Origin of the sequence: Kribbella sp. NPDC056345 (assembly GCF_042262745.1) — a bacterium.
GTDB lineage: Bacteria > Actinomycetota > Actinomycetes > Propionibacteriales > Kribbellaceae > Kribbella.
In genome coordinates, this window is record NZ_JBHJQQ010000002.1 from 952577 (window position 1) to 977491 (window position 24915).

At 67.5% G+C, this 24915-nt stretch carries 22 protein-coding genes; 14 read left to right on the forward strand and 8 right to left on the reverse strand.

What is annotated here, in order from left to right; translation table 11 throughout:
* The first annotated feature begins 13 nt into the window (after nucleotides 1-13).
* Genes ACFCV3_RS10195 through ACFCV3_RS10215 form a run of 5 tightly spaced genes read left to right on the forward strand, consistent with a single transcriptional unit; the run spans nucleotide 14 to nucleotide 5808 of the window.
* Entirely contained in the window at nucleotides 14-889 is an 876-nt protein-coding gene (locus ACFCV3_RS10195) for a 2-hydroxy-3-oxopropionate reductase (RefSeq protein WP_376028305.1), read from the forward strand.
* Nucleotides 889-2607, forward strand: coding sequence for a glyoxylate carboligase (gcl, locus tag ACFCV3_RS10200; RefSeq protein ID WP_376028308.1), 1719 nt, complete (start codon nucleotides 889-891; stop codon nucleotides 2605-2607). Before ACFCV3_RS10195 ends, gcl begins: the two co-directional genes overlap by 1 nt.
* On the forward strand, nucleotides 2607-3674 hold the full coding sequence (locus ACFCV3_RS10205; RefSeq protein ID WP_376028311.1) for a glycerate kinase: 1068 nt from the start codon (nucleotides 2607-2609) through the stop codon (nucleotides 3672-3674). Before gcl ends, ACFCV3_RS10205 begins: the two co-directional genes overlap by 1 nt.
* Nucleotides 3671-4996: an allantoinase AllB gene (gene allB / locus ACFCV3_RS10210; protein ID WP_376028313.1), complete on the forward strand. Its 1326-nt coding sequence runs from the start codon at nucleotides 3671-3673 to the stop codon at nucleotides 4994-4996. Before ACFCV3_RS10205 ends, allB begins: the two co-directional genes overlap by 4 nt.
* Nucleotides 4993-5808: a bifunctional allantoicase/(S)-ureidoglycine aminohydrolase gene (locus ACFCV3_RS10215; protein ID WP_376028315.1), complete on the forward strand. Its 816-nt coding sequence runs from the start codon at nucleotides 4993-4995 to the stop codon at nucleotides 5806-5808. Before allB ends, ACFCV3_RS10215 begins: the two co-directional genes overlap by 4 nt.
* 193 nt (nucleotides 5809-6001) lie before the next feature.
* Here the strand turns inward: ACFCV3_RS10215 and ACFCV3_RS10220 are convergent, their stop codons facing one another.
* Nucleotides 6002-6763 (reverse strand): phosphotransferase, encoded by a 762-nt coding sequence (locus ACFCV3_RS10220; protein WP_376028318.1) that lies wholly within the window; start codon nucleotides 6761-6763, stop codon nucleotides 6002-6004.
* Nucleotides 6764-7246: 483 nt separating this feature from the next.
* Complete coding sequence (locus tag ACFCV3_RS10225) at nucleotides 7247-8215, reverse strand: GlxA family transcriptional regulator (protein WP_376028319.1); 969 nt, start codon at nucleotides 8213-8215, stop codon at nucleotides 7247-7249.
* A 52-nt stretch (nucleotides 8216-8267) separates the two neighbouring features.
* Between ACFCV3_RS10225 and ACFCV3_RS10230 the strand changes: the two genes are divergently transcribed.
* The 5 genes from ACFCV3_RS10230 to ACFCV3_RS10250 all read left to right on the forward strand — a co-directional run bounded on the left by ACFCV3_RS10230 (nucleotide 8268) and on the right by ACFCV3_RS10250 (nucleotide 12132).
* On the forward strand, nucleotides 8268-8702 hold the full coding sequence (locus tag ACFCV3_RS10230) for a cupin domain-containing protein (RefSeq protein ID WP_376028322.1): 435 nt from the start codon (nucleotides 8268-8270) through the stop codon (nucleotides 8700-8702).
* 46 nt (nucleotides 8703-8748) lie between these two features.
* The gene (locus ACFCV3_RS10235) at nucleotides 8749-10149 is read left to right on the forward strand and encodes a purine-cytosine permease family protein (RefSeq protein ID WP_376028325.1); all 1401 of its coding nucleotides are present in this window, start codon (nucleotides 8749-8751) and stop codon (nucleotides 10147-10149) included.
* The gene (locus ACFCV3_RS10240) at nucleotides 10146-10592 is read left to right on the forward strand and encodes a nucleoside deaminase (protein WP_376028328.1); all 447 of its coding nucleotides are present in this window, start codon (nucleotides 10146-10148) and stop codon (nucleotides 10590-10592) included. Before ACFCV3_RS10235 ends, ACFCV3_RS10240 begins: the two co-directional genes overlap by 4 nt.
* Entirely contained in the window at nucleotides 10589-11548 is a 960-nt protein-coding gene (locus tag ACFCV3_RS10245; RefSeq protein ID WP_376028330.1) for an isopenicillin N synthase family dioxygenase, read from the forward strand. Before ACFCV3_RS10240 ends, ACFCV3_RS10245 begins: the two co-directional genes overlap by 4 nt.
* Before the next feature lie 113 nt (nucleotides 11549-11661).
* Nucleotides 11662-12132 carry a hypothetical protein gene (locus ACFCV3_RS10250; protein ID WP_376028332.1) on the forward strand — a complete coding sequence of 157 codons (471 nt, stop codon included), beginning with the start codon at nucleotides 11662-11664 and terminating at the stop codon, nucleotides 12130-12132.
* Here the strand turns inward: ACFCV3_RS10250 and ACFCV3_RS10255 are convergent.
* From ACFCV3_RS10255 to ACFCV3_RS10275, 5 genes are all read right to left on the reverse strand, one after another.
* Nucleotides 12129-12779, reverse strand: coding sequence for an alpha/beta fold hydrolase (locus tag ACFCV3_RS10255; RefSeq protein WP_376028334.1), 651 nt, complete (start codon nucleotides 12777-12779; stop codon nucleotides 12129-12131). The genes ACFCV3_RS10250 and ACFCV3_RS10255 overlap by 4 nt on opposite strands.
* 51 nt (nucleotides 12780-12830) lie before the next feature.
* Nucleotides 12831-13859 carry a hypothetical protein gene (locus ACFCV3_RS10260; protein WP_376028336.1) on the reverse strand — a complete coding sequence of 343 codons (1029 nt, stop codon included), beginning with the start codon at nucleotides 13857-13859 and terminating at the stop codon, nucleotides 12831-12833.
* Between the two features lie 84 nt (nucleotides 13860-13943).
* Nucleotides 13944-14306, reverse strand: coding sequence for a nuclear transport factor 2 family protein (locus tag ACFCV3_RS10265; RefSeq protein ID WP_376028338.1), 363 nt, complete (start codon nucleotides 14304-14306; stop codon nucleotides 13944-13946).
* 149 nt (nucleotides 14307-14455) lie between these two features.
* Complete coding sequence (locus ACFCV3_RS10270; RefSeq protein WP_376028341.1) at nucleotides 14456-15148, reverse strand: GAF and ANTAR domain-containing protein; 693 nt, start codon at nucleotides 15146-15148, stop codon at nucleotides 14456-14458.
* A gap of 106 nt (nucleotides 15149-15254) precedes the next feature.
* Nucleotides 15255-16007: an SDR family oxidoreductase gene (locus ACFCV3_RS10275; protein ID WP_376028344.1), complete on the reverse strand. Its 753-nt coding sequence runs from the start codon at nucleotides 16005-16007 to the stop codon at nucleotides 15255-15257.
* Nucleotides 16008-16137: 130 nt separating this feature from the next.
* Here ACFCV3_RS10275 and ACFCV3_RS10280 point away from each other — a divergent pair, with 130 nt between their 5' ends.
* The 4 genes from ACFCV3_RS10280 to ACFCV3_RS10295 all read left to right on the forward strand — a co-directional run bounded on the left by ACFCV3_RS10280 (nucleotide 16138) and on the right by ACFCV3_RS10295 (nucleotide 23429).
* Complete coding sequence (locus ACFCV3_RS10280) at nucleotides 16138-18900, forward strand: BTAD domain-containing putative transcriptional regulator (RefSeq protein WP_376028347.1); 2763 nt, start codon at nucleotides 16138-16140, stop codon at nucleotides 18898-18900.
* A gap of 18 nt (nucleotides 18901-18918) precedes the next feature.
* Nucleotides 18919-19278: a hypothetical protein gene (locus ACFCV3_RS10285; protein WP_376028348.1), complete on the forward strand. Its 360-nt coding sequence runs from the start codon at nucleotides 18919-18921 to the stop codon at nucleotides 19276-19278.
* 87 nt (nucleotides 19279-19365) lie between these two features.
* Nucleotides 19366-20181: a twin-arginine translocation signal domain-containing protein gene (locus ACFCV3_RS10290; RefSeq protein ID WP_376028350.1), complete on the forward strand. Its 816-nt coding sequence runs from the start codon at nucleotides 19366-19368 to the stop codon at nucleotides 20179-20181.
* 65 nt (nucleotides 20182-20246) lie between these two features.
* A complete protein-coding gene (locus ACFCV3_RS10295) occupies nucleotides 20247-23429 on the forward strand; it encodes a BTAD domain-containing putative transcriptional regulator (RefSeq protein ID WP_376028352.1) in 3183 nt (1060 codons plus the stop codon).
* On the opposite strand, the gene ACFCV3_RS10300 is transcribed toward ACFCV3_RS10295, so the two are convergent.
* Nucleotides 23413-24657 carry a condensation domain-containing protein gene (locus ACFCV3_RS10300; protein WP_376028354.1) on the reverse strand — a complete coding sequence of 415 codons (1245 nt, stop codon included), beginning with the start codon at nucleotides 24655-24657 and terminating at the stop codon, nucleotides 23413-23415. The genes ACFCV3_RS10295 and ACFCV3_RS10300 overlap by 17 nt on opposite strands.
* Nucleotides 24658-24915: the final 258 nt, after the last annotated feature.

Genomic DNA, 24915 nt, shown 5'->3' on the forward strand with positions numbered 1-24915 from the left:
AACAGGAGACAACATGACGAATATCGCCTTCATCGGTCTCGGGATCATGGGTAACCCGATGGCCGTTCATCTCGCTCAGGCCGGTCACACGGTCGCTGGGCTGGACCGCAGCGTGGAGCGAGCCGCGGAGCTGGTTGCGGCCGGAGGCCGCGCTGCCTCGTCGATCACCGACGTGGTCAAGGGCGCCGACGTGGTCTGCGTGATGGTGCCGGACTCGCCGGATGTCCAGGAGGTGCTCGATGAGGTCTTCCAGCAGGCCGAGACCGGCACGCTGATCATCGACTTCTCGAGTATCCGGCCGGACGTCACGCAGCAGCTCGCATCGCAGGCCCGTGCGCTGGGATTCCGGTTGCTCGACGCACCGGTTTCCGGCGGTGAGGCCGGCGCGAAGAACGCCGTACTGTCGATCATGGTGGGTGGCTCGGCGGAGGACTTCGCCGAGGCTCGGCCGTTGTTCGACGTGGTGGGTAAGACCGTTGTGCATGTCGGGCCGAGCGGTTCCGGCCAGACCGTCAAGGCTGCCAACCAGCTGATTGTTGCTGCGAACATCCAAGCGGTCGCGGAGGCTGTCGTCTTCTTGGAGGCGTACGGCGTCGACACCGCGGCAGCACTGGAAGTGCTTGGTGGTGGGCTTGCTGGTTCCACCGTGCTTCAGCAGAAGAAGGCGAACATGCTGTCGCGTTCCTTCGAGCCCGGGTTCCGGATCGACCTGCACCACAAGGACATGGGCATCGTGACCGCGGCGGCTCGGGAGGCGGGCGTCGTCGTACCGCTCGGCTCTTTGGTGGCGCAGCTGGTCGCGTCGGCGCGGGTCAATGGTGACGGCGGGCTCGACCACTCCGCGCTGCTGCGTGGCGTGGAGCGGTTGTCCGGCAAGGCGGTTAGCTGATGGCTCGCATGCGCGCGGTTGACGCGGCGGTGCTGATCCTGGAGAAGGAGGGATCGACGCAGGCGTTTGGGTTGCCGGGCGCCGCGATCAATCCCTTCTACAGCGCGATGCGTGCCCATGGTGGCATCAAGCACGTGCTGGCGCGGCATGTCGAGGCTGCGTCGCACATGGCCGAGGGGTACACGCGGGCGCGGGCCGGCAATATCGGTGTTTGCATCGGTACGTCGGGACCTGCTGGAACCGACATGATCACCGGGCTGTACTCCGCCAGCGCCGACTCGATCCCGATCTTGTGCATCACCGGGCAAGCGCCCGTGGCCAAGTTGCACAAGGAGGACTTCCAGGCCGTCGACATCTCGTCGATCGCTGCCCCGGTGGCGAAGTGGGCGGTCACGGTGATGGAGGCCGCGCAGGTTCCCGGGACGTTCCAGAAAGCCTTCCAGATCATGCGATCCAGTCGTCCTGGTCCGGTGCTGGTCGATCTGCCGGTCGATGTTCAGCTGGCTGAGATCGAGTTCGACATCGACACGTATGAGCCGCTGCCGCTCGCGCGTCCCGCCGCGACTCGTTTGCAGGCTGAGAAGGTGCTGACGATGCTGGCGAGCGGTTCGCGCCCGCTGATCGTGGCCGGTGGCGGCATCATCAATGCGGACGCGGCTGACCTGCTGATGGAATTCGCCGAGCTGACCGGGATTCCCGTCGTACCGACGTTGATGGGGTGGGGTGCGATTGCCGACGACCACCCGTTGAGTGCGGGGATGGTCGGGCTGCAGACGTCGCATCGCTACGGCAACGCGACCATGCTCGCGGCGGACGTCGTACTGGGCATTGGGAATCGGTGGGCCAATCGGCACACGGGTGGATTGGATGTGTACACGGCTGGACGAAAGTTCATCCATGTGGACATCGAGCCGACGCAGATCGGGCGGGTGTTCGCGCCGGACTACGGCGTCGTGTCGGACGCTCGGCTGGCGTTGGAGGTTCTGGTCGAGGTTGCCCGGGAGTGGGCTGACCGGTTGCCGGACCGTACGGCGTGGGCGGCGGAGTGCCGTGAGCGTCGTACGACGTTGCAACGGCAGACCCACTTCGACGCGGTGCCGATCAAGCCGCAGCGCGTGTACGAGGAGATGAACCGTGCGTTCGGGCCGGACACGCGCTACGTGTCAACGATCGGACTGTCGCAGATCCAGGCCGCGCAGATGCTGCACGTGTACCGGCCACGGCACTGGATCAACGCCGGCCAGGCCGGACCGCTCGGCTGGACCTTGCCTGCTGCGCTTGGGGTGGCTGTCGCGGACCCATCGGCCACGGTGGTCGCGCTCTCCGGCGACTACGACTTCCAGTTCCTGATCGAGGAGCTGGCGGTCGGGGCGCAGTTCAACATCCCGTACATCCATGTCGTGGTGAACAACTCGTACCTGGGGTTGATCCGGCAGGCGCAACGTGGCTTCGAGATGGACTACTGCGTGCAGCTCTCGTTCGACAACATCAACAGTCCGGAGGTTCAGGGCTACGGCGTCGACCATCTCAAGGTGGCCGAAGGTCTCGGATGCAAGGCCTTGCGAGTCGTTGAACCGGACGACATTCTCCCTGCCTTGGAGCAGGCGAAGAAGCTGATGGTCGAGCATCAGGTCCCGATCGTGGTCGAGGTCATCCTGGAGCGGATCACCAACGTCTCGATGGGGCTTGAGATCGACAACATCGTCGAATTCGACTGATGGTGCGGGTGGTTGTTGCCTCTGACAAGTTCAAGGGCAGCCTGACCAGCGCGCAGGTGGCCGCTGCGGTCGCTGCCGGGGTACGGCGAGTGCACCCCGGCGCGACGGTGGTCGCCGTACCGGTGGCTGACGGTGGTGACGGGACGCTGGCCGCTGCTGCGGCGGCCGGGTACACGCTGGTGCCGGTGGTCGCGTCCGGGCCGACTGGGTTGCCGGTCCAATCTGGGTACGCACGCTGTGGGGACACCGCGGTCGTGGAGCTCGCTGACGTCTGCGGTCTGGTTCGGCTGCCCGGTGTGCTCGCTCCGATGACGGCGTCCTCGTTTGGCGTCGGTGAACTGATCGGTGCGGCCGTTGACGCGGGATGTACTCGAGTGATCCTCGGCATCGGCGGCAGCGCGTCCACTGACGGGGGCATGGGGATGGTCCGCGCCCTCGGCCGGCTTGAGGAGTTGCGAGCCCGACTGGACGGTGTGCAGGTTGTAGTGGCATGCGACGTGGACAACCCACTCACAGGCCCGCGTGGTGCGGCCGCTGTCTACGGGCCGCAGAAGGGTGCGTCACCGTCGGAGGTTGCTGTGTTGGACGACAGGCTCACGGAGTGGGCCGATCAGGTGGCCGCTCTGACCGGTCAGGACCTCCGCGACGCACCTGGTGCCGGCGCGGCGGGTGGCGTGGGCTTCGCCGCACTGGCTCTCCTGGGCGCCGAACTCCGGCCGGGCATCGAGCTCATGCTGGAGCTGGTCGGATTCCGCGAGCAGCTCACCGGCGCGGACCTGGTGATCACCGGTGAGGGTGCTCTGGACGAACAGACCCTGCACGGGAAGGCGGTCGCCGGGATCGCGGCCGCGGCCGCCGACGTACCGGTGGTTGCGGTGTGTGGGGCGAACGAACTGGACCCGGCGCGGTTGACCGCGGTCGGCGTCCGAGCGGCGTACGCGCTGACCGACCTGGAGCCGGACGTGGCTCGGTGTATCGCGGAACCGATTCCGCTGCTGGAGAAACTTGCCGAGCGGATCGCGATCGAGCACCTTACGATGGCGGAAACCGGGGAGGGCAGCGCGTGAGTGGATTTGATCTGGTGATCCGGGCCCAGCGAATCGTGCGGGCCACGGGGGAGCAGGCGGGCGCGATCGGCATCCGCGACGGCCGGATCGTTGCCATCGCCCCGTACGACGCGGAGCTGGCGGGCGCGACGGAGGTCCTGCTCGCGGATGACGAGGTGCTGTTACCGGGGCTCGTCGATTCACATGTTCACGTGAACGATCCCGGCCGGACGGCGTGGGAGGGCTTCACCTCCGCAACCCGAGCCGCGGCCGCCGGTGGCGTCACCACGATCATCGACATGCCGCTGAACAGCATCCCGCCGACGTGCGACGTACCGGCGCTGGCGCTGAAACGGGAGACGGCCGGCCCTCAGGTGGCTGTCGACGTCGGCTTCTGGGGCGGTGCGATTCCGGGGAATCTGGCGCAGCTGCGGCCGCTGCACGAGGCCGGTGTCTTCGGGTTCAAATGCTTCCTGCTGCATTCGGGGGTCGATGAGTTCCCGCCGCTCGACTCGACTCAGCTGGCTTCGGTCATGCGTGAGCTCAGTTCCTTCGACGGTTTGCTGATCGTGCATGCGGAAGATGCCCACAGCATCGATCACGCCCCGCCGCCGCGCGGCGCGTCGTACCGGGACTTCCTTGCTTCACGACCACGCTCGGCCGAGAACGAAGCCGTTGCCCAGGTCATCGATCTCGCCCGCCGGACCGGCTGCCGCGTCCACATCCTGCATGTCTCGAGCGCCGAGGTCCTGCCACTGATCGCGGCGGCGAAGGCCGACGGCGTCCGGATCACGGCGGAGACCTGCCCGCACTACCTGACGTTCGCCGCTGAGGAGATTCCGGACGGCGCCACGCAGTACAAGTGCTGCCCGCCGATCCGCGAGTCTGCGAACCGCGACCTCCTCTGGGAGGGCCTTCGCGACGGCACCATCGACCTAGTCGTCTCCGACCACTCGCCGTCGACGATCGAGCTCAAGAATTTGGACACCGGCGACTTCGGAACGGCGTGGGGCGGCATCGCCTCGCTCCAACTAGGCCTCCCCGCCGTCTGGACCGAGGCCCGCCGGCGCGGGTTCACCCTCGCCGACGTCGTCCGCTGGATGTCGCTGGCCCCCGCCGTCCAAACCGGCCTTGGCGCGAAGGGGCGCATCGAGGTAGGCGCCGACGCCGACCTCTGCATCTTCGCCCCCGACCAAACCTTCGTCGTTGATGCTCATGCGCTTGAACACAAAAACGCCATCACCCCGTACGACGGCCGCACCCTGCACGGCGTAGTCCGCCGAACGCTACTTCGCGGCTCGGACCCCGTTGGCCGCCTGCTATCTCGAGGAGAACCCCGATGAGCTACTACGCCCCCAAGGGCGGCCTGCCCGGCCAGACCGACCTCATCACAGACCGCGCAGTCTTCACCGAGGCCTACGCCGTCCTGCCCCGCGGCACCATGCGCGACATCGTCACCAGCCGCCTCCCGTTCTGGGACGACACCCGGCTCTGGGTCATCGCCCGCCCGCTCTCCGGCTTCGCGGAAACCTTCTCGCAGTACATCGTCGAGGTAGCACCCGGCGGCGGCAGCACCAAACCCGACACCGACCCGGCAGCCGAGGCCGTCATCTTCGTTGTCGACGGCAACATCACGCTGACCGTCTCCGGTACCGAACACGGGTTGGCCCCAGGCGGCTACGCCTACCTACCGCCCGGCGGCGACTGGACGATCCGCAACGTCAGCGACGCCACCTGCACCTTCCACCTGATCCGCAAGGCCTACGAGCAGATCGAAGGCATCGACGTACCAACTCCTGTTGTCACCAACGAGGCCGACGTAGAAGGCATCCCCATGCCCGGCACCGAAGGCGCCTGGCAAACCCAACGCTTCGTAGACCCCGACGACCTCCGCCACGACATGCACGTCAACATCGTCACCTTCCAGCCCGGCGGCGTCATCCCGTTCCCCGAAACCCACGTCATGGAGCACGGCCTCTACATCCTCGAAGGCAAAGCCGTCTACCTCCTCAACAAGGACTGGGTAGAAGTCCAGGCCGGCGACTTCCTCTGGCTCCGCTCCTTCTGCCCCCAAGCCTGCTACGCCGGCGGCCCCACCCCCTTCCGCTACCTCCTCTACAAAGACGTAAACCGCCACCCCAAACTCACCCTGTAGGAACGAGAAGGGAAGGGAAGGGAAGTTCCCCAGCGTGCTACGCAGTCGCTCCTTCGTCGCGCCAGCTACGCGCGCACCCGCCCACCCTCAGTTCCCTCCGGGCTACCGCCCGGCCTCGCGGGCTATCGTCCGCGCCAACTACCGGTGGCCGGCCTCATCCGGCGAGTGCCGCTGTCACACCGAACCGACGCCTCTAGGTGGTGCGGAGGGTGGTTAGTTGGTTCAGGGCGACTGTGAGGTCTTGGTCGCGGCCGGCGGTCAGCATTCGTTGGTAGGTGGGGTCGGTGGTGGCGGCTTGGGTCATCAGGGTGAGTTGAAGGGTGAGGCGCTCGGCGACGAGGTTGAGGATGTCGTTGGTGGTGCCTTGCCAGTGGTAGGCGCGGAGGAAGTGGGTCAGGCGGGGTAGGCGTGAGTCGAGGTCGGTGAAGCCTTCGGCGGCCACGACGTGCGGGGCGTGCAGGGGTGTCCAGGAGAAGGCGACCCAGGCGACATCCAGCTCGGGGCGTACCGGCCCGGCCATGTCCCAGTCGACGAAGCCGACCAGGCCGTCGTCGTTCCACACTGCGTTGTACGGCGCTGCGTCGTTGTGCGCGATGATCATGCCCGGCCGCCAGGTATCGCCTTCGCGCCAGCACGCGTCCTCCGGCGGAACGAAGTCGGCAACGGCCGCGTGATAGCGCCGCAGCCACTCAGCAACGTCCGTCAGAGCCGACGAACTATGGGTCCACGACGGCCACGGTCGCGCGTTCCCGACCGTCTGCCCAGGCAGGAAGCTGACCATCTCCCGCCCGTCGGCGTCGATCCCCAACGCCCGTGGTGCCGCCGAGAATCCGGCCGCCTCCAGATGAGTCAGCAGCGCATGAACCGACGAGGTCCAGCTCCCCGCAGTACGCCGTACCACTCCGCCAACCAACGACGCCCCGCCGTCGAACCCACCCGCCAGCCGCTCATCCATACGGCCATCATCTCGTCAACTGCGGGTCGCGGGCGCCTAGGCCCATCAACGCAAGACGGCCGCTGGCGCGATCGACGAGCTCGCCGATTGCCCTGATCGCGGTTGAGCACGGTTCAACCGTTCGGGGCGGGTGTCAGATGGTTGGTGGAGTCTCAAGGTGGCTGCGGTCCTGCGATGTCGGGTTCGCAGGCTGTCCCGCGCGTTATCCGATGGATTTTCGTCACCGAGCACCCAAAATCCATCGGATAGCGCAGACCTCGAGCCTCACGCACCCCAGCCACAGCCCGTCAGCCCCAGACGACGCGAAACCGCGGTCGCCAGCCTCGCCGTCCGGCCCAGCCATCTGCTCGGCTCACCCTCTGGTTTTGTCGGCCGGGAAAAGGCTGGGGGGCGGTGGCAGCGTGCGTGGTTTGCTCGTGCGTTAGTCGGTACTTTTTCGCGTATAGCGACCAAAAGTTACCGACCAGCGCTATATCAGGTCGTTCAGTGGGTGGTTAGGGCGAAGCGGCGGCGGTAGGTGGTGGGGGTTAGGCCGGTGGTGCGTTTTAGCTGGATTCTTAGGTTGGTGGCTGTGCCTAGGCCGGACTGGCGGGCTATGCGGTCGAGGCCGGGGGTGCCGCGTTCCAGGAGGCGGCAGGCTAGGGCTACTCGTTCGGTGGTTAGCCAGGCCAGGGGGGTGGTGCCTAGCTCGGACTGGAAGCGGCGGTGCAGGGTGGCTGGGCTGACGGCTGCTCGGTCGGCGAGGTCGGTGACGGTCAGGGGGTGGGCCAGTTGGGAGCGGGCCCAGGCGAGGAGGGGTGCCAGGGAGGTGTCGGGGATCGTAGGGACGGGCTGGTCGATGAACTGGCGTTGGCCGCCTTCGCGGTGGGCGGTGAAGACGAGGCGGCGGCTGACTGCGTTGGCGATCTCGGCGCCGTGGTCGGTGCGGATGAGGTGCAGGCCGAGGTCTAGGGCGGCTGCGCTACCGGCCGCGGTGTAGACGTTGTCGTCGGCAACGAAAAGGACGTCGGGCTGCAGGTCGACGGACGGGAACATCTGCTCGAACAACCGAGCCCACCGCCAGTGCGTGGTTGCCCGTCGCCCGTCGAGTACGCCGGCAGCGGCGAGCGTGAACGCACCCGTGCAGAAGCTGACCAGGCGAGCCTCGCGCGCGGCAGCCCGGCGTACGGCGTCTAGTACGGCGGGTGCGACCGGCGCCTCGGGATCGGGGCGGTTCGGGACGATGACGGTGTCGGCGGTGTCGACCTCCGTCAGGTCGGCGACGCCGCTGAGAGTGAAGAAGCCGAGATGCATCTCGACCGAGGGTGCCGGCGTGCAGAGCGCGAGGTCGTACCAGGGCACGTCGAGCTCGGGGCGGCGTAGGCCGAACAGCTCGGTCGCAACGCCGAGTTCGAAGGGGTTCGAGCCCGCGTCGACGATCACGACGACCCGGTGCGAGGATTCTTTCGGCATGTGCCATTTCTAGCACTCACGACGCCTCAGGCGTACCCGTGAGGCTGGGTTCATGAACCAGCCAGTGGACCTGCGCGCCGTACTGAAGACCTTCGACGACCTCTGGAGCCCGCGGATCGCCGCCCAGGTGAACGACTACGACGTCCGGGTGACGAAGGTGGCCGGCTCCTACATCTGGCACCTGCACGAGACCACCGACGAGTTCTTCCTGGTCCTCGACGGCGAACTCGGGATCGGCCTGCGCGATCCCGACGAACGGATCGTCACCCTGCCCGCCGGGTCGGTCTTCGTTGTGCCTCGTGGGGTCGAGCACCGTCCGTTCTCCGACGACGGCGCCTCGATCGTGGTGATCGAACCCGCCGGCATCCCCACCACCGGCGACCGCCACGACCCGATCCCCGCGCACATCAAAACCCATACCGGCTTGCCCCTTCGGGCACTGCCGCGGGCCGGCGGCCGGACTGGAACCAGCTACCGGAGCTCGTGACCAGGAATCCGTTGCGGGGGCGATCTGCGCGGGCCACAATCCTTGAATGACAGCGGCTGAACCGACGACCGACGGCACCTACCGGGATCGCACCTTCGCCGTCGAGCCCGGCGGGAACGAGGCGATCGCCGACGAGGACAGACATGGCCGGCCCAGCCAGCTGTTCTGGACCTGGACGTCGCCGAACCTCGAGTTCGCGACGATCTTCGTCGGCGTACTGTCCGTAGCCGTTTACGGGATGAGCTTCTGGCAGGCGGTCGCCGGGGTAGCGCTCGGTACCGGTCTGGGTGCGGTGGCCCACTACTTCCTGTCGGCACGTGGCCCGCGGCTCGGGGTTCCGCAGATGGTGTCGGGCCGGCTGGCTTTCGGTTTCAAGGGCAACGCGCTGCCCGCCGTACTGATGTCGATCACGGCAGGCGTGGGCTGGTTCGCGACGAACAGCGTCAGTGGCGCGTATGCGTTGGCCGCGTTGTTCGGGATCGGTCCGTTGCTGGGGCTGATCATCATCGTGCTGGTGCAGACGGCGCTCGCGTTCGCCGGTCACAACCTGGTCCAGGCGTTCGAGCGGTACGCGTTTCCGGTCCTGGCGGTGATCTTCGCCGTGGCTTCGGTCGCCATCCTGACGAAGTCGCACCTCGGTGCACCTGCGCTGGAACCCGTTGTCGGCAACGGTTCCCTGGGTGGCTTCCTGCTGACAGTCGGTACGGCGTTCGGCTACGCCGCCGGATGGACGCCGTACGCCGCCGACTACACGCGCTATCTGCCATCGACGGTGTCAGGCCGTCGTACCGGATTGTTCGCGGCAGCGGGCCTGTTCCTGTCGTGTGTGGTTCTGGAGATGATCGGCGCCGCGTCGGTGACCATCGGGCCGGCCCTCTCCGACAACCCGACGGAAGCATTCACTGGCGAGCTGGCCTCGCCGATTGCCAAGGCCACGCTGCTCGCGATCGCGATCGGGGCGATCGCCGCCAACTCGATCAACATCTACTCGGGTGCGATGGCCTTCGTGACGATCGGCGTGAAGCTGCCTGGGCACATCGCCCGCGCGCTGGTCACGGCGTTCTTCGGTGTCGCGGGTTTCCTGGTCGCATGGTGGGCGCTCGCCGACGCCGCAGCCAGTTACGAGACCTTCCTGTTGATCATCGCGTACTGGGTCGGGCCGTGGCTCGGTGTGGTGCTCGCGGATCAGTACCTGCGGCGACGGCAGGTAGTCGCCGGATTCCTCTACGACCGGTCGTACGCGAACTGGCCCGGTCTGCTGTCGTTCGTCGTCGGTCTCGTCGGGTCGGTGCTGTTGTTCTCCAACCAGGAGAGGTTCACCGGCCTGATCACGAAGGCCGTTCCCGCGCTCGGTGACATCACCTTCTTCGTCGGATTCCTGCTTGCCGGCGGCGGTTACCTGCTGTTCTGCCGGTCCAGGATCAACAACGAGGTGGTCGCGGTATGACCCCGGAGGAGATGCTCGACGTCGCCATCGGGGAGGCCCGGGCGGGCTTGGCCGAGGGTGGGATTCCGATCGGGGCGGCGCTGTTCACGGCGGACGGCGTACTGCTGGGCAGTGGTCACAACCGTCGCGTGCAGAACGACGACCCGTCGGTGCACGGTGAGACGGACGCGTTCCGGAACGCCGGCCGCCAGCGCGACTACCGGTCGACGGTGATGGTGACGACGCTCTCGCCGTGCTGGTACTGCAGCGGGCTGATCCGGCAGTTCGGTATCGGTGCAGTGGTGATCGGTGAGAACCGGACCTTCGACGGCGGTCAGGACTGGCTGGCCGAGCACGGCGTGACGGTGACGCTGCTCGACGATCCGCGTTGTGTGACGATGATGACCGAGTTCATTGCCGCGAATCCGGCACTGTGGAACGAAGATATCGGGGTTTCCGAATGAGCGCGATTGCGACCATTGACATCTCTCGCTGGTACGCCGGCGGTGCCCAAGCTGACGCGGTTGCGGCGGAAGTCGACGAAGGACTGCAGCGTGCCGGGTTCATCCTCGTCACCGGGCATGGCGTCGACACCGGCCTGGCTGCGCGGGTGCGGGCAGCCAGTCGCGAGTTCTTCGCACTGCCCGAGGGAGTGAAGGCGTGCTATTCGGTGCCGGTGGGCGGGCACGGCTGGCTCGGCCCTGGTGCGGAAGCCAATGCGCTGGTCGAGGGCACCGAGAGCCCGCCGGATCTGAAGGAGAGCTACAGCCTGGGCGCCGAGACTGCGACCGGCGATGCTGAGGTGGATCGGCTGTGGTTCGCGCCGAACGTCTGGCCGACCGAAGTTCCTTCCCTGCAAGGGCTCGTCAACGAATACACCGCAGCGATGCGTCGGCTGTCCGATGATCTGCTGGCGCTGTTTGCGCACGCCTTGGGCCTGCCGAGCAACCCGTTCGCGACCCTCGCCGATCACCCCACCTGGACGATGAACATCAACCACTACCCGCCGGTGAGTGTGGTGGGTGAGCCCGAGCCGGGACAGTTCCGCATCGGCGCGCATACCGACTTCGGTACCGTCACCGTGCTGGACCGAGAGCCTGGCGCGGGCGGTCTGCAGGTCTACTCCGACGCGACCGGTTGGGAGGACGCTCCCTGGGAGCCGGGTGCGCTGACCGTCAACATCGGCGACCTCCTCGAACACTGGACCGGACGCCGCTGGCCCTCCGGACGGCACCGCGTCCTCCCGCCCCAACCGCAAGCACCCGAAGAAGACCTGGTCTCGCTGATCTACTTCTACGAGGCAAACCACGACGCGATCGTCACCCCGCTGGAACCGCCGATCGGCAAAGAAGCCGGTCTGCAACCGGTCACCTCAGCCGCCTTCATCAAAGAACGCCTGGACGCCATCACAGTGAGCTAGCCAACAGGGCCCGTTGTGCATGAGAGATCGAGTGGTGCACAACACCGCCGCGTGGAGCTGATGTGAGCTCACGCTGGCGGGGTTGAACTGCTCGAATCTCTTAGGGAGAGATCATGAATCTCAGGGCCTTGGGTACGGCGATCCTGGTCGGCGGCGTGGTCAGCGGTGTGAGCGTGCTGCCGGCGCACGCGACGGACTGGGGCGGGAACGGCGACCCGTCCACGTGTGCGAGTCCGATCACCGTCGCCACCGCTGGCATCTACGGGTCTCGCGGGCACCTGATCGGCAAGAAGATCGGTGAGCTGCAGCTCCGGTGGTCGTGGTCGTGCCACGGCAACTGGGCGCGCGTCGTCCTGTACGGCGGAAACTACCCGGACACCGTCACCGTGGACCAGGTGGTCGAGTCGGAGGGCCGTCGTGCGGGGGCGAACAACGTCGTGCACCCCGGTAGCGGCGGGGCCACTGCGTGGACGCCGTACATCCGCCTCGCGAACTCGCAGAGCACGGCCTGCGTCCAGGTGTCAGCATCCTCGGACTTCGGCACGCTCAACTTCCACACCAACGGAGCCCGCGTCTGCGCCTAGAGCCAGTACGTCGCGTGGTCGGTGATGAGGTGGGCCAGCTCGGCAGGGGCTTCGCGGGCGATGAGGTGGCCGGCGGATGGGATGTGGGCGACTGTGAGGGTGGGGTTGGCGGTGTGGAAGCGGTCCACGTCGGCGTCGGTGAGGGGGGAGGTCGGGCCGGCGCGGACGAGCAGGACCGGTACGGCGATCGCCGGGGGTTCGGTGCCGTGGGCAAGGATGTTGTCGACGAGCTCGGGGCGTTCGTCGCGCAGACCGCGGTCGTCGAGCCAGGCGCGGACTCGCGCTGAATCGGGCTGAGGTACGACGTCGACGAGGACCAGGCCCGCCACCTGGCCTGCTGTGTGGGGGAGGGAGGCGATGGCGGCGAGACCGCCGAGCGAGGCGCCGACCACGACGAGCGGGGCCGGTTCGTGCTGGATCATCGCGGTCACGTCGTCCGCGATCACCTCGAGCGTGGTTGCCTGTCCCGTGCTGGTCCCGTGACCGCGCAGGTCGTAGGCGACGGCCCGGAATCCGCGCTGGTTGAGGATGTCGGCGATCGGCACCCAGACGCGGCGGTCCTCACCACCGGCATGGAGCAGCAGGACGGTCGGGCCGGCGCCGGTCGCCGTACCGTGCAGTTGGGCGTCTTCCCGGTCGAGGATCACCGCAGACTTCCTTACCTTGAGCTGCCAAGGTAAGGAAGTCTACACCGCGGCTCAGGTACCGCGGATCGTGAAGGTGTTGCTCGGGCCGGGGACCTTGTCGGAGCTGCAGAAGGCGGACGCCGGGAGGTAGGCGCGGTAGTAGATGGTGCCCTTGTACGGCGGCTGGGCGTTGAGCGTGAAGCGCTCGCTGTCGCGGACCTTCCCCGAGCCGACCTCACGCCACGCGGTGGCGCCGTACAGACGCTGCAGGACGACTGCGCAGCCGGCTCCCGAGATGACGGTGCCGTTCACCGGGACGATGGTGCCGACCGGGGCGCTGGTCTTCGACGGGGCTGCGGAGATGGCGGCGGGCCGTTTGACGGGGGTTTCGAGGTAGGCGATCTTGGTCGGCTTACCGGGGATCGCCAGGCAGCTGGTCCAGTCGCCGTTCTTGTTCGCCGCGAACGACCGGACATAGTTGCCGCTGGTATCGGTCAGGACGGACTCACTGGGGCGGTTCTCGAGACACCTTTCCTCGTAGCCGAACAGCAGCTTGAGTCGGGTGCCGTAGGGCTTGCCGGTCTGCGTGTCGAGGACGGTGTAGCGGACCGACCAAGGCTTGTCGTACGGCACCACCTTCGGCGTCAGCAGCGACACGACCTTAGGGATGTGTACGCCGTTCACCGTCAACCGCGGCGGATCCGCAACCGGCGCGGGTGCACTGGCCGGCTCGCCCGGGATGAACTCGTACCCGTCAACCATGGCCGCCTCGACCGCCCCGTTGGCCGTGGATGGAACGTTGACGACACCCCTCCACACACCAGGCGTGCCGTCACCTTCGACCAGGGGCAACGCCATCGAGGAGAACTCGGCCAGCGGGCCGGTGCCGGCGATCCGCTTGAACTGGACGAAGACGTTGTTGTGCGGGGGGAGCTCGGCGTACGACCCCTTGACCGTGACCGTGACCGGCACGGTGTTGAGCGACGAGACCGCGACATCGCCTCGGCTCAAGCTGACTTCCAGCGCCGGGGCAGCCTTCGCGGTGCTCACCGGCAGACCCAGGAGCGGTACGACGAGGAGGGCCGCAAGAGTTCTATGCATACACCGAGCGTGACGCCCAGCTGCCCCGAAGGGCCAGCGCCATGCCGCACAAATGCACGATCAGGCGGTCCCGGTAGACCGGTATCAGGTCATTCGGGGCCCGGCGTGACCGGCCAGGCACTGCCAGCGCTGCCCCTCCCGAACCCAGGTCTGCGTCATCGGCATCCGGAACTCCTCGTCGTCCACCCGATCGGTGACGACACAGCGCAGTACGGCGGTGTCCGCGACAACCGTCACCTCGACGTCGGCCAAGGTCTGGGCGGACCACTGCAACGATCCGCCAGTGTTGTTCGCGATGTAGCGATCCCGATCGAAACTCTCGCCGATATGCGACGTCCACCTGAACCGCGGATGCAGCCAAGCCTCCAACGCCTCCGCGTCCCCAGCCGCCAGCGCGGCGGCCCGTGCCTCGGCCGCCGCAACCACCTGCGCTTCAACACTTCTCATGTGATGAGTGCACTCCGTACAACTGTCTCGGCCCCGACGCTGTTGGTTGAACGCCGAGACCTAGAGCAAATGGTGTCTCGAGACGCCACCGCTCCTGGTTAAGCCTGTGCCCCCGATGCCCCGTTCCATGTACGGGAACTGAAACGATCTCAGTCGGGCTTCCGCAGGATGCGGGTGTCGATCAGTTCCTGGGCGACGTCGTGGAGCTTGCGGTTGTTGTCCTGGGAGTACCGCTTGAGCACTGCGAACGCCCGCTCCTGGTCGAGGTTGTACCGCTCCATCAGGATGCCCATCGCCTGACCGACGAGGTTCCGCGCGTCCGCGGCATGGGACAGGTCGACCTCACGGCGGGCGCCGGCGATCGCGACCGTGGCGTGGTCGGCCAGGATGTGCGCCACCGCCAGTTCATCGGGGCCGAACCCGTTCGGTACGTCGCTGTACAGGCTCAGTACGGCGCGCGCCCGGCCACCGACCTGCAACGGCAGATGGATGGCCGAACGGATGCCCTCGGCGACCAGCGCGCCGGACCAGGCTCCGGGCCACCGGTGGTCGGACGCGATATCAGGGATGAGCACCGCGACGTTCTCCCGGATCACCGTCAGCAACGGTCCGTCGTCGGCCAGGATCACGGCCTCGTCGAGTTTGGTCAGCCGAGGGTCCGTCATCGCCATCACCTGCGGGCGCCGGCCCGGGCCGATCAGCACGACCGAGGCGTACCTGCACCGGACCGCATGCAGGGCGAACTGGACGACGCTCTCGATTGTCAGCTCGATACCGTCAGCGGCCTGCAGTTCAGTGGCCAGTCTCCCGAAGGCCTCCGCGGACGGGTCATTGTGGGGCATGCCGGGCTCCTGTGCCACCGATCTCCGGCAACCCACGTTCTGGAGCGGCCACAACCATCCTACGACGAACCGCAGCCGCCGTGCCCGTACTGACTTCTGCGGCTGACTAGCGCGGGGTGTTCTCGGTGAGGTAGTTCTCCCAGGTGCGGTTGCCAGTGGTGGCTCCGGTCAGGGTGAGGTTCTCGGCGGTGCGGTAGGCGCGGCCGACCTTGCCTGGCAAGCGAATCGGGAGGTGGGGACGACGCTTGCCCTGGTTGTGCAGGTAGCTGTCAACCAGTTCGCGCATGCTGTAGACGGTCGGGCCCGCCAGGTCCGGTACGGCGCCGGCCGGTTCGCCCAAGGCCAGTTCGGCGATGCGGTCAGCGACGTCACGCTCGTCGACCGGCTGGAAGCGCAGCCCGCCCGGCACCGGCACCACCGGCAGTCTGCCCATCTTCTGGGTGACGGCGTACGTGAGGCTGTTGAACTGAGCTGCGCGAAGGATGGTCCACGGCACACCGGACGCACGCACTGCCTCCTCGGCGCCGAGCTTCTCGCGGAAGTATCCGATCGGCATCGTGTCCGCCCCGATGACCGAGATGTGCACGAGATGCCGCACCCCGGCCGCCGCAGCCGCTGCCGCAAGATTCCTCGCTGCAAGCGCATCACCCTTGGCCCCACCAGCCAGATGAACCACGGTGTCGATCCCCGCGAGATCCAGACCATCCGCTGTCAGCAGATCGCCCCGCACATGCTCCACGCCGGCTGCGTCCACGCCGCCACGGCGGCTCAGCACACGGACGTCGTACCCAGCAGCTGTCAGTTGCGGGACCACAAGCCTGCCAAGCGTCCCTGTGCCGCCGGTCACCAGAATCGTCATCGTCACTCCTCAGCGAATCGTCTCTGTCCTCTTGACGAATCCACCGCGAATTGTGTGACCGGGCCAATGACGGCGACGTCTGCGGTAAGTTGTGGCTTCGGCATGACCTTTGACTGTCTTGGGGGCGTCATTGGAGATTCGGCTGCTCGGTCCGGTCGAGGTGTGGGCCGGTGATGTGCGGCTGGAGATCGGTTCCGCCAAGCCCAGGCTGGTGCTTGCGGTGCTGGCGGCGTCGCCAGGGACGCTGGTGCCGGTCGAGGTGCTGATGGATCGGGTCTGGGGAGACGAGCTGCCCGGCCGCCCGACGGCGTCGCTGTATCCGTATCTGAGCAAGCTCCGCCGGGTGCTTGAGCCGGCAGGCATCGAGATCGTACGGCGTTCCGGCGGTTACCTCTGCGATGTCGCGGCGGGTGACGTGGACGTGGCGAGGTTCCGTGAGCGGGTGCGGGTTGCGAAGGAATCCGACCAGTTTGCCGCGATCGAGTTGCTGGACGAAGCGCTCGCGTTGTGGCGGGGGCAGCCGCTGGCTGATCTGTCCGGGGACTGGGTGGACAGCTTCCGGGCAACGCTGAGTCAGGAGCGGCTCGCCGGTTGGCTGGGGCTCGCTCGGCATCGGGAACGGGCCGGGAGTCTTGACCTGATCGCGGAGGAACTGCTCGCGCTGACCGAGGACTACCCGTTGTCCGAGCCGCTGGCCGGGTATGTGCTGAGCGCGTTGGCGCTCGCCGGCCGCCGGGCCGAGGCTCTCGACCACTACGCCGGCCTGCGGGAGCGGCTGGCGGAGGAGCTGGGTGTGGAGCCCGGCCATGAACTCAGCGAACTGCATACAGCCTTGCTCCGCAACGCTCCCGACGCCCTGGCACCACCTCGCGAGGCGGCGCCCGCCGTACCGCGTCAATTGCCTGCGGTTGCGCGGCCTTTCGTCGGTCGGGCGGAGCACTTGAAGCGGCTCGATGAGCTGGCCGACACGGTGGGATCCGGCGATGATGGGGCAGCCGTGGTCGCCGCCATCACGGGCCCCGGCGGTATCGGCAAGACGACTCTGGCGGTGCACTGGGCACATCAGGCGGCTGCACGCTTTCCCGAAGGGCAGCTCTATCTGAATCTCCGCGGCTTCGACCCACTCGGTACGCCGATGCCGCCCAGCGAGGCCGTCCGCGGAGTCCTCGAGGCGCTCGGCCAACCCACACAGGAGATTCCGGCCGGTTTGGAGGCGCGGGCGGCTCTGTTCCGGAGCCTGATTGCCGGCCGGCGAGTGCTGGTGCTGTTGGACAATGCGCGCGATGCCGAGCAGGTCCGCCCGATGTTGCCCGGCGCCGGTGGTTGCTTGGTAGTGGTCACCAGCCGCAACGCATTGACCGGTCTGGTCGCCGAACGCGGTGCCGAGCCGGTCCGTCTCGATCCGTTCGCAGCTGCCGACGCATGGGCGCTGCTGCAAGCCCGGCTGACCGAAGAGCGACTCGCAGCCGAACCGGCCGCGGTCGCCGACCTGCTCCGGCCCTGCGGCGGCCTGCCCCTGGCACTGGCCGTGGTCGCCGGCCGGGCTGCCCAGCACCCCACCCGACCACTGGCCGAGCTGGCCGGCGAACTGGCGAGCCCTCGACGCTTGGACGCGTTCGACACCGACGATCCGAGGACGACGATCCGAGCAGTGTTCGACTCGTCGTACGACGCACTGGAACCGGAAGCGCAGCGGACGTTCCGGCTGCTCGGGCTGCATCCGGGGCCGGACATCTCTGCGAGCGCAGCCGCGAGCCTCACCGGAAACGCCTGTGTGCACACCGCCCTACGGCAGCTCGAGGCGGCCCACCTGGTGACTGTGCAGGACGGCCGATACGGCATGCACGACCTCGTCCGGGTCTACGCCGCAGAGCTCGCGGAGTCCGATCCAGAGCGCACAGTCGCCACGCGGCGCCTGCTGGACCACTACCTGTGGGGTTCGTATTCGAGCGAGCAGCTCCTGGTTCCCCATCGAACTCCGCCTGCTCTGGTCCCGCCGCCCGTCCAGCCTGGCGTCAGGCCGGACGAACCGGCCGACCTCGAGGCGGCGATGGCCTGGTTCGGCGCGGAGCGACTGGTCCTGCTCAACCTCACCTCGGCCACCGATCTCGACGCGGTGGTGATCCAGTTCAGCGACACCTTCGGGACATTCCTCTGGCACCAAAGAATGTTCGACGACTGGATCACCGTGGAGAACCTCGCGCTGGCGGCCGCCGAACGGCTCGGCGACCAGGCCGCGGCAACGATGGCTCGTAAGGGGCTCGGCCGTGCCTATATCGGCCTGGGCAGTTATCCGGAGGCGGCGCGGCAGCTCGACGCTGCTCTGGAGATCGCCCGTGGTAGCGGTGATCAGGTGAGCATGGCCGGCTGCCACCAAACGATCGCCGCGCTTCACGAACGCCAGCGTGACTACGCCGCGGCTCGGCACCATGCCGAGCAAGCCCATGAGCTCCATACCCGTCTTGGTGACGAGCCCAGCCGCGCGAGTTCACTGAATCAGATCGGCTGGTTCAGCGCCCTGCTTGGCGAGTATGCAGCGGCGGTGTCCGCCTGCAAGGCGGCGATCGCGATCGCCGCTGAGATCGGTAAGGGCCGGACTCTGGCGGCGGCCTGGGACAGCCTCGGCTACGCCTACCACCACTCCGGCGACCATGCACATGCCATCGATGCCTACCGGCATGCGCTGGCTGGTTGGCGAGTGACCGGTGACCAGCATTTCGTCGCCGATACCCTCACCCACCTCGGAGACGCGCTAGAGGACGCCGGTGAGCACGCCGAAGCCCGTCGTACCTGGCGTCAGGCCTTGGACACACTCGCCGGCTTCGCAGGTCCGGCCGCCACAGAGGCCCGCAGCGCGCTCGCCGAGCGCCTGGCTGTCCATCCCGCAAGGTAGACACATCAGCGAGCCCCGTTGGACGATGTGCGAGCTGTTGTTGACGGGGGAGAGGTTTCGGGGTGGCAGGCCGCTATTGCCCTTGCCCTGCTTGTTGTCTCGACCGGACCGGCCGCGGCCGCTGCAGAGCGGTACATCGACGCGGCCGCCACGCTGGACGGAAAGTGGAAGTCGCTGGGCAGCTATTACCGCAACCTTGACGGTACGACGGACGACAGGCTCTGTGTCCGCACGTACAACTCGATGGCCGGGGCTCGCTCGTTTGCCGCCATCAAGGACGCCAACACCGGCGAGTTCTACGCCTGGGTCTTCGACAACAGCGCCCTCGACGGAGAGCCGGCATGCACCCCGCGCCGCGACTTCCGTCTCACCGGCTGACCACGGGTTGGTACGGCGCTTTCTGGTCGCTTTCTGCGGCGTTTCGGGGGACTGCGCGGGGTGGGCGGGCGCAGTTAGCGTCTCGCCATGGTTGAGATGACATCGGAATTCGACGGAATGTCGCGTCGACGACTACTGAAGATCGCGGGGGCGGCCGGGCTCGGCGGCGCTGCCGGACTGATCCTTCCCGGCCAGGCCAACGCAGCGATGGAAGCGCTGGTCTCCAGGAACTACCTGGGTGTGACCAGCTGCGATCTGTACTACGAACCGAGCGGCAACGCCGACAGCTTCAGGTTCGAATCGAACTTCTACAACCAGCTCAGCTCGTGGCGGACCTACCTCGACTCCAACGCCCCGACCTCGTGGGGAGCGCCGACCCGGATCTACTCCTACGGTGCCTACACCGACAAGCCGGGGATGCACGGGGCCGGCCGGGCCTTCGACATCGGCCGGATCATGTTCGAGAACAGCAGCGGTACCCGGCAGTGGGTCAGCATGCGGTACGACGTCTGGCGCGGTTACGCCAACGCGGACTACTGGAAGCGCCGCTACTGGGGCACCGCCGCGGGCCTGATGCGCCGCTTCCGGCACGTCCTCACCTACATGGACGACCGGGACCACTGGAACCACATCCACGTGGACAACGATCTGTACGGCGAGTTGGCCAACTGCAAGTTCACCACCAGCTCCTCGTCCCAGACCTACATCGTGCAGGCCGCGTGCCACCACGCCTGGGGCATCTCCACCGTCATCGACGGCGACTACGGCCCGAACACGGAGGCGAACTCCACCAAGGTTCTGCGCCGGATCGGGCGGACCTCCGGCACGATCACCAACGCGGCCAACTTCCAGGCGTTCTGTACGGCGTCGTACCGCAAGGCGCTCGGGACGCAGGCCTACTGACGCGCTGATCCCGGGCCGACGCCCCTACCATCACCGATGATGGGGGTTCGGCTCGGGAGGCGCGTGTGCGATTCGAAGTACTGGGGACTGTCCAGGCGATCGTCGACGCGCAGGTGGTGGGCCCGATCTCGGAGCTCCGCCGCCGGCTGCTCGCTGTTCTCCTGGTCAGAGCGAATCGCGCAGTACCGGTCGAGATTCTCGCCGAGGCTCTCTGGGGCACCGAGCCACCGAACAGTCCGTCGAACAGTCTCCAGGTCCACGTGCACCGCTTGCGTCAGGTGCTCGACCGACCGGAGCGCCTCCGCGGCATTCCGGGCGGTTATCAGTTGGAGGTCGGCCCGGACGAGTTCGACGCCGTCGAGTTCGCCGACCGGCACACTGCGGCCCGGAACGCGGTCGCGGCCGGGGATCTCGAGCGGGCGGTACCCCGGTTCCGCTCGGCTCTCGGGTTGTGGCGTGGGACGCCGTACAGCGATGTCACTGAGCCACGCATCGTCGCGGCCGAGGCCAACCGGCTCGCGGAAGCCAGACTGACCGCGTACGAGGAGCTGTACGACGCCGAGCTCGCACTGAGCCGGGCGCGCGAGATCGTGCCCGAGCTGACCGAGCTGGTCGCGGCGTACCCGTTGCGGGAGCGAATCGTCGGTCAGCTGATGCTCGCCCTGTACCGGTCCGGCCGGCAGGCCCGGGCAGAGACGACCTACCAGGCCACGCGCCGACGACTGGCCCAAGAGCTGAGGGCCGAACCAGGCCGCGCACTGCGTGAGCTCTTCGAATCGATCCGCAGCGAGAGCCCCGCGCTGGACGGCCCACCCGCCAGGACCGGTACGGCGCCCGCCCAGCTGCCGCCTGCGCCCGGCGCCTTCCTGGGTCGCGAAACCGAGCTGGCCGCGCTGGATGCCGTGGCCGACGGGCCGATCGTCCTGTCCGGCATGGCTGGCGTCGGGAAGACCACGCTGGCCCTGCACTACGCGCATCACGTCGCAGACCGGTACGGCGACGGTCAGCTGTACGTCGATCTGCGCGGACACTCACCGGCGCCCGCGCTGGAGCCGCTGGATGCCTTGGGCCATCTGCTCCGCGGACTGGGCAGGGAGCAGGTTCCGGAGTCGGTCACCGATGCCTCCAACGAGTACCGGTCACTGGTCGCTGGGCGCAAGATGCTGATCCTGCTGGACAACGCGGCGTCGGCCGAGCAGGTGCGTCCCTTGCTGCCAGCCGGTTCCAGCTGCCTGGCGCTGGTCACGAGCCGCACCCGGATGACCGGCCTGGTCGCCCGCGAAGGTGCGCACCGGCTTGCGCTCGGCACTCTGGAGACGGCGGTGGCTCGCGACCTGCTGGACCGGCTCCTCGGCGCCCAGCGCATCGAAGCCGAACCGGACTCGGTCACCGCCTTGATCGAGGCCTGTGCCGGTCTACCGCTGGCGTTGCGGATCGCGGCCGCCCAACTGACCGACGAGCCACATCGCACGGTCGCCGACTACCTCCTCGAACTGCAGGAACGTGGCCTGGCCGCGTTCGCCCTGTCCGACGACGAGCAGTCCGCCGTCGCCGGTGCCTTCGACCTGTCGTACCAGCGTCTGGAGCCCGGAGTACGTCGGCTCTTCCGGCTCGCCGGTCTGGTCCCGGGGCTGGACTTCACCGCTCCCGCAGTCGCTGCCATGAGCGAGTTGCCCATAGCCGACGCGCGGGCCGCGCTGCGGACACTGACCGGCGCGCATCTGCTCGACGAGCATGCGGCCGGCCGGTATCGCTTCCACGACTTGCTCCGTGATTACGCCCGTAGCCGCGCCATGGCGGAGGAGACGGAGCTACAACGCGCCGATGCGATGAACCGCCTCTACACCTGGTACTACCGTGGCCGGGAGGTCGCCGCTCGGCTGCTCATCGCCTGGCGTCTCGAACCACCGTGCCCACCACTGCCCGACGTACCGGTGGTGAAGTTCGCGTCCAGGACCGAGGCGCGGGCCTGGCTGACGGACGAATTCGACAACATCCACGCTGCGATCCGGGACTGCGCTGACCACGGGCCTGTGCATTGGTGCTGGCATCTGGCGCTCGGCGTCGTCACGGACATGGAGCGGTACGGCCGCCGGGTCGACGTACTGTCCATGCTGGACACGGTCGTCACGGCTGCCCGCGCTGCGAACGACCTGCAGGCAGTCGCGCTCTCGCTCGGGGAGCTCGGCATCATCGGTACCGGCGTCGGTCGGCCGTTGGAGCCCGAGCACCTCTCCCAGCTGGTCACGGCGGCCGAGCAGTCCGGAGACGACGCCGTACTGGGCTTCGGCCTGTACGCCGCCGGGACGATTGCGGTCCGCGGGAACGATCGGCCGGCCGCGCAGGAGTATCTCGAGCGCGCCAGCGACGTCCAGGAGCGTGCGAACGACACCGTCGGCCAGTCGCTGACTCTCCTCCAGCTGGGCTTCCTCAGCTATCAGTCGGGCGCCCTCGGTCCCGCTGTCGACGCGTGGGAACGATCGGCCGACCTGGCCGGTCCCGATGCGCCGAGCATCGCCGTCGCCGGGGTGCTCTACGCCTGCCACGGCCGGACCACGCTCGGTCGCCTGGACGGGATCGACGAGCTGTTCGAGCGCGGCCGGCGACTGGTCGAGGAGCTGCACGACATCACCCGGCAGTGCGTCATCAGCTATATGCAAGCGAGCCTGCTGCGCGACACGGGCCGTCCGCGCGAAGGCAGGGACATGCTGCTGGCAGCGCGCCAGTTGGCCGACGAGCTCGACGTCATTCGGCCTCGTGCCCTGGTTCGCAACGAGCTCGGGTTCTGTTACGTCCTGCTCGGTGACCTCGCAGCAGCACGCGAGGCGTTCGAGGAGGCGGCCGAGCTGGCGAGCGCGGACCTGCTGCGCGAGTACCGCGCCCACGCCGTTCGCGGACTAGCCGTCGTCGCACTGGCCGGCTCGGACCTGGAAACGGCCGAGTCGCTCGCCCGAGATGCCGTCGAACTGTCGACCGGTACCGACCGCATGCAGGAAGGCGATGCGATCGTCGTACTAGCGCGCGTCAAGCTGGCCCTCGGCGATCGCGAGGCCGCGAGCGAGTACGCCGCCGAGGCTCTGTCCATCCTGCGGGAGACCGGCTACGCCCTCGGCATCGCCCGTGCGCACCAGACAGTCGGCGAAATCCACGCCGACCGCGAACACCTCGTCGAGGCCCTCCGACGCTTCGAGGCCTTCGGCTCCCCGGAAGCCGCGACCGTCCGCAAATCCCTCACCGACCTACAGTGAGCATGACGTCGCGGAGGCGTTCGACGTACAGGCGCATGCTCTTGTAGGCGGCGTCGGTGTCCGGGTAGCGGCAGGCGAACTGCAGGCCCTCGTGCACTCTGCTGATCCACACGCACACTTGGTCGCCGTACGAGACCCTGATCAGGCCGTAGGCCTTCAGCTCCTGCCACCGCTCCGATCCTTCGACCGCGCGTCCGTCGGCGAACGAGACGATCGAGTACAGGTCGGGGGACGTGGGGCGGAAGTCGGTGCCCAGGAGTTGGAGCACGCGGGCGACCGGTACGCGCGACATCGGCCGGTTCTTGCGGAGTTCGGTGCGGACCGAGTCGAGCGCGCCGTCGAAGTCCGTTGCCTCGGACACCGGAATCTCGAGCGGCGCACCACCGACGTACCAACCGACCGACTCGGACAACTCGGACTTGACCCTCGTGTGGAACGGAGCGACGGTGCGGTAGACGTCTTGGCCGGTCAGGTCGCGAACAATCAGGGCAGTGGCTGCGAGCACACCGACCAGGCTCCCGCCGTACGGTCGGCAGTGTTTCTCGAACGCTGCGGCATCGGCGTCGTTCACCAGCATTTCGGTCAGGAACTTCTGCGTCGGCAGTGGGCCTTCGGGGTCGAGGCCGAGGTCGAGGGGGAAGTTCGGGAGCTTGCCGTCGCAGTTCGCCACGAATTCACGCCAGCGATCGACGATCGGGTCGGTCACCTCGATCTGATCGGCCTTCGTGCGTTCTGCGGCGCTGAAGTCGACGTAGCTGGCAACCGGCACGGTGTCATCGGTCCGCCCTTCGAGTCCGGCCGCATAGAGCTCGTGGATTTCGGTTGGGATGCGGTAGATCGAGTACGCGTCGACGTTGCTGTGGTCGAAGGCGAGGTAGACGCTCGTGCTGTCGTCCCTCACGACGGCGGTGTAGATGAAGTTCGGCCAGCTCAGCGCGTCCGCCGCGACGTCGAACCTGTCCTGCAAGTACTGCGTCAGCACTTCGGCATCGGGAAAGTTGCCGGCGTCTTTTCGTTGCAGGAGCAGCGAATCGGCCTCCAGCGTGAAGCGCTGCATCTGCCCGTCGACGGCCCGGAAGCCGCTGCGCATCGTCTCGTGCCGCAGCGTCCACACGCGAAGCGCCTCTTCGAGTACTTCGAGGTCCACCTGACCCGGTATGTCGAACGCCGTCCCCAGCCAGGTCGGTACGAACAACCCGCCGTCGCGCACCGACCGCGCAGTTTGCACGTGTGACTCTTGAACGTAACTCGGCGGACGCAAATCCTCCGGCAGTTCCGCTGCAGCCTCGATGGCCAACGGGTGAACAGTCCACTCCACAAGACGTCCAGCACGGACCTCACAACGCTGGATATCGGTCATGCGCATAGGTGTACTCCGGTTCGCAGGGGGCGTCGAAACGCGAGCAGGGCAAGGGGAAATAGCCGACCGCCGCCGGAGATTCCGCAGTCGATCGGATGTTGACAACCCTTGGGGGAGTGACGCACC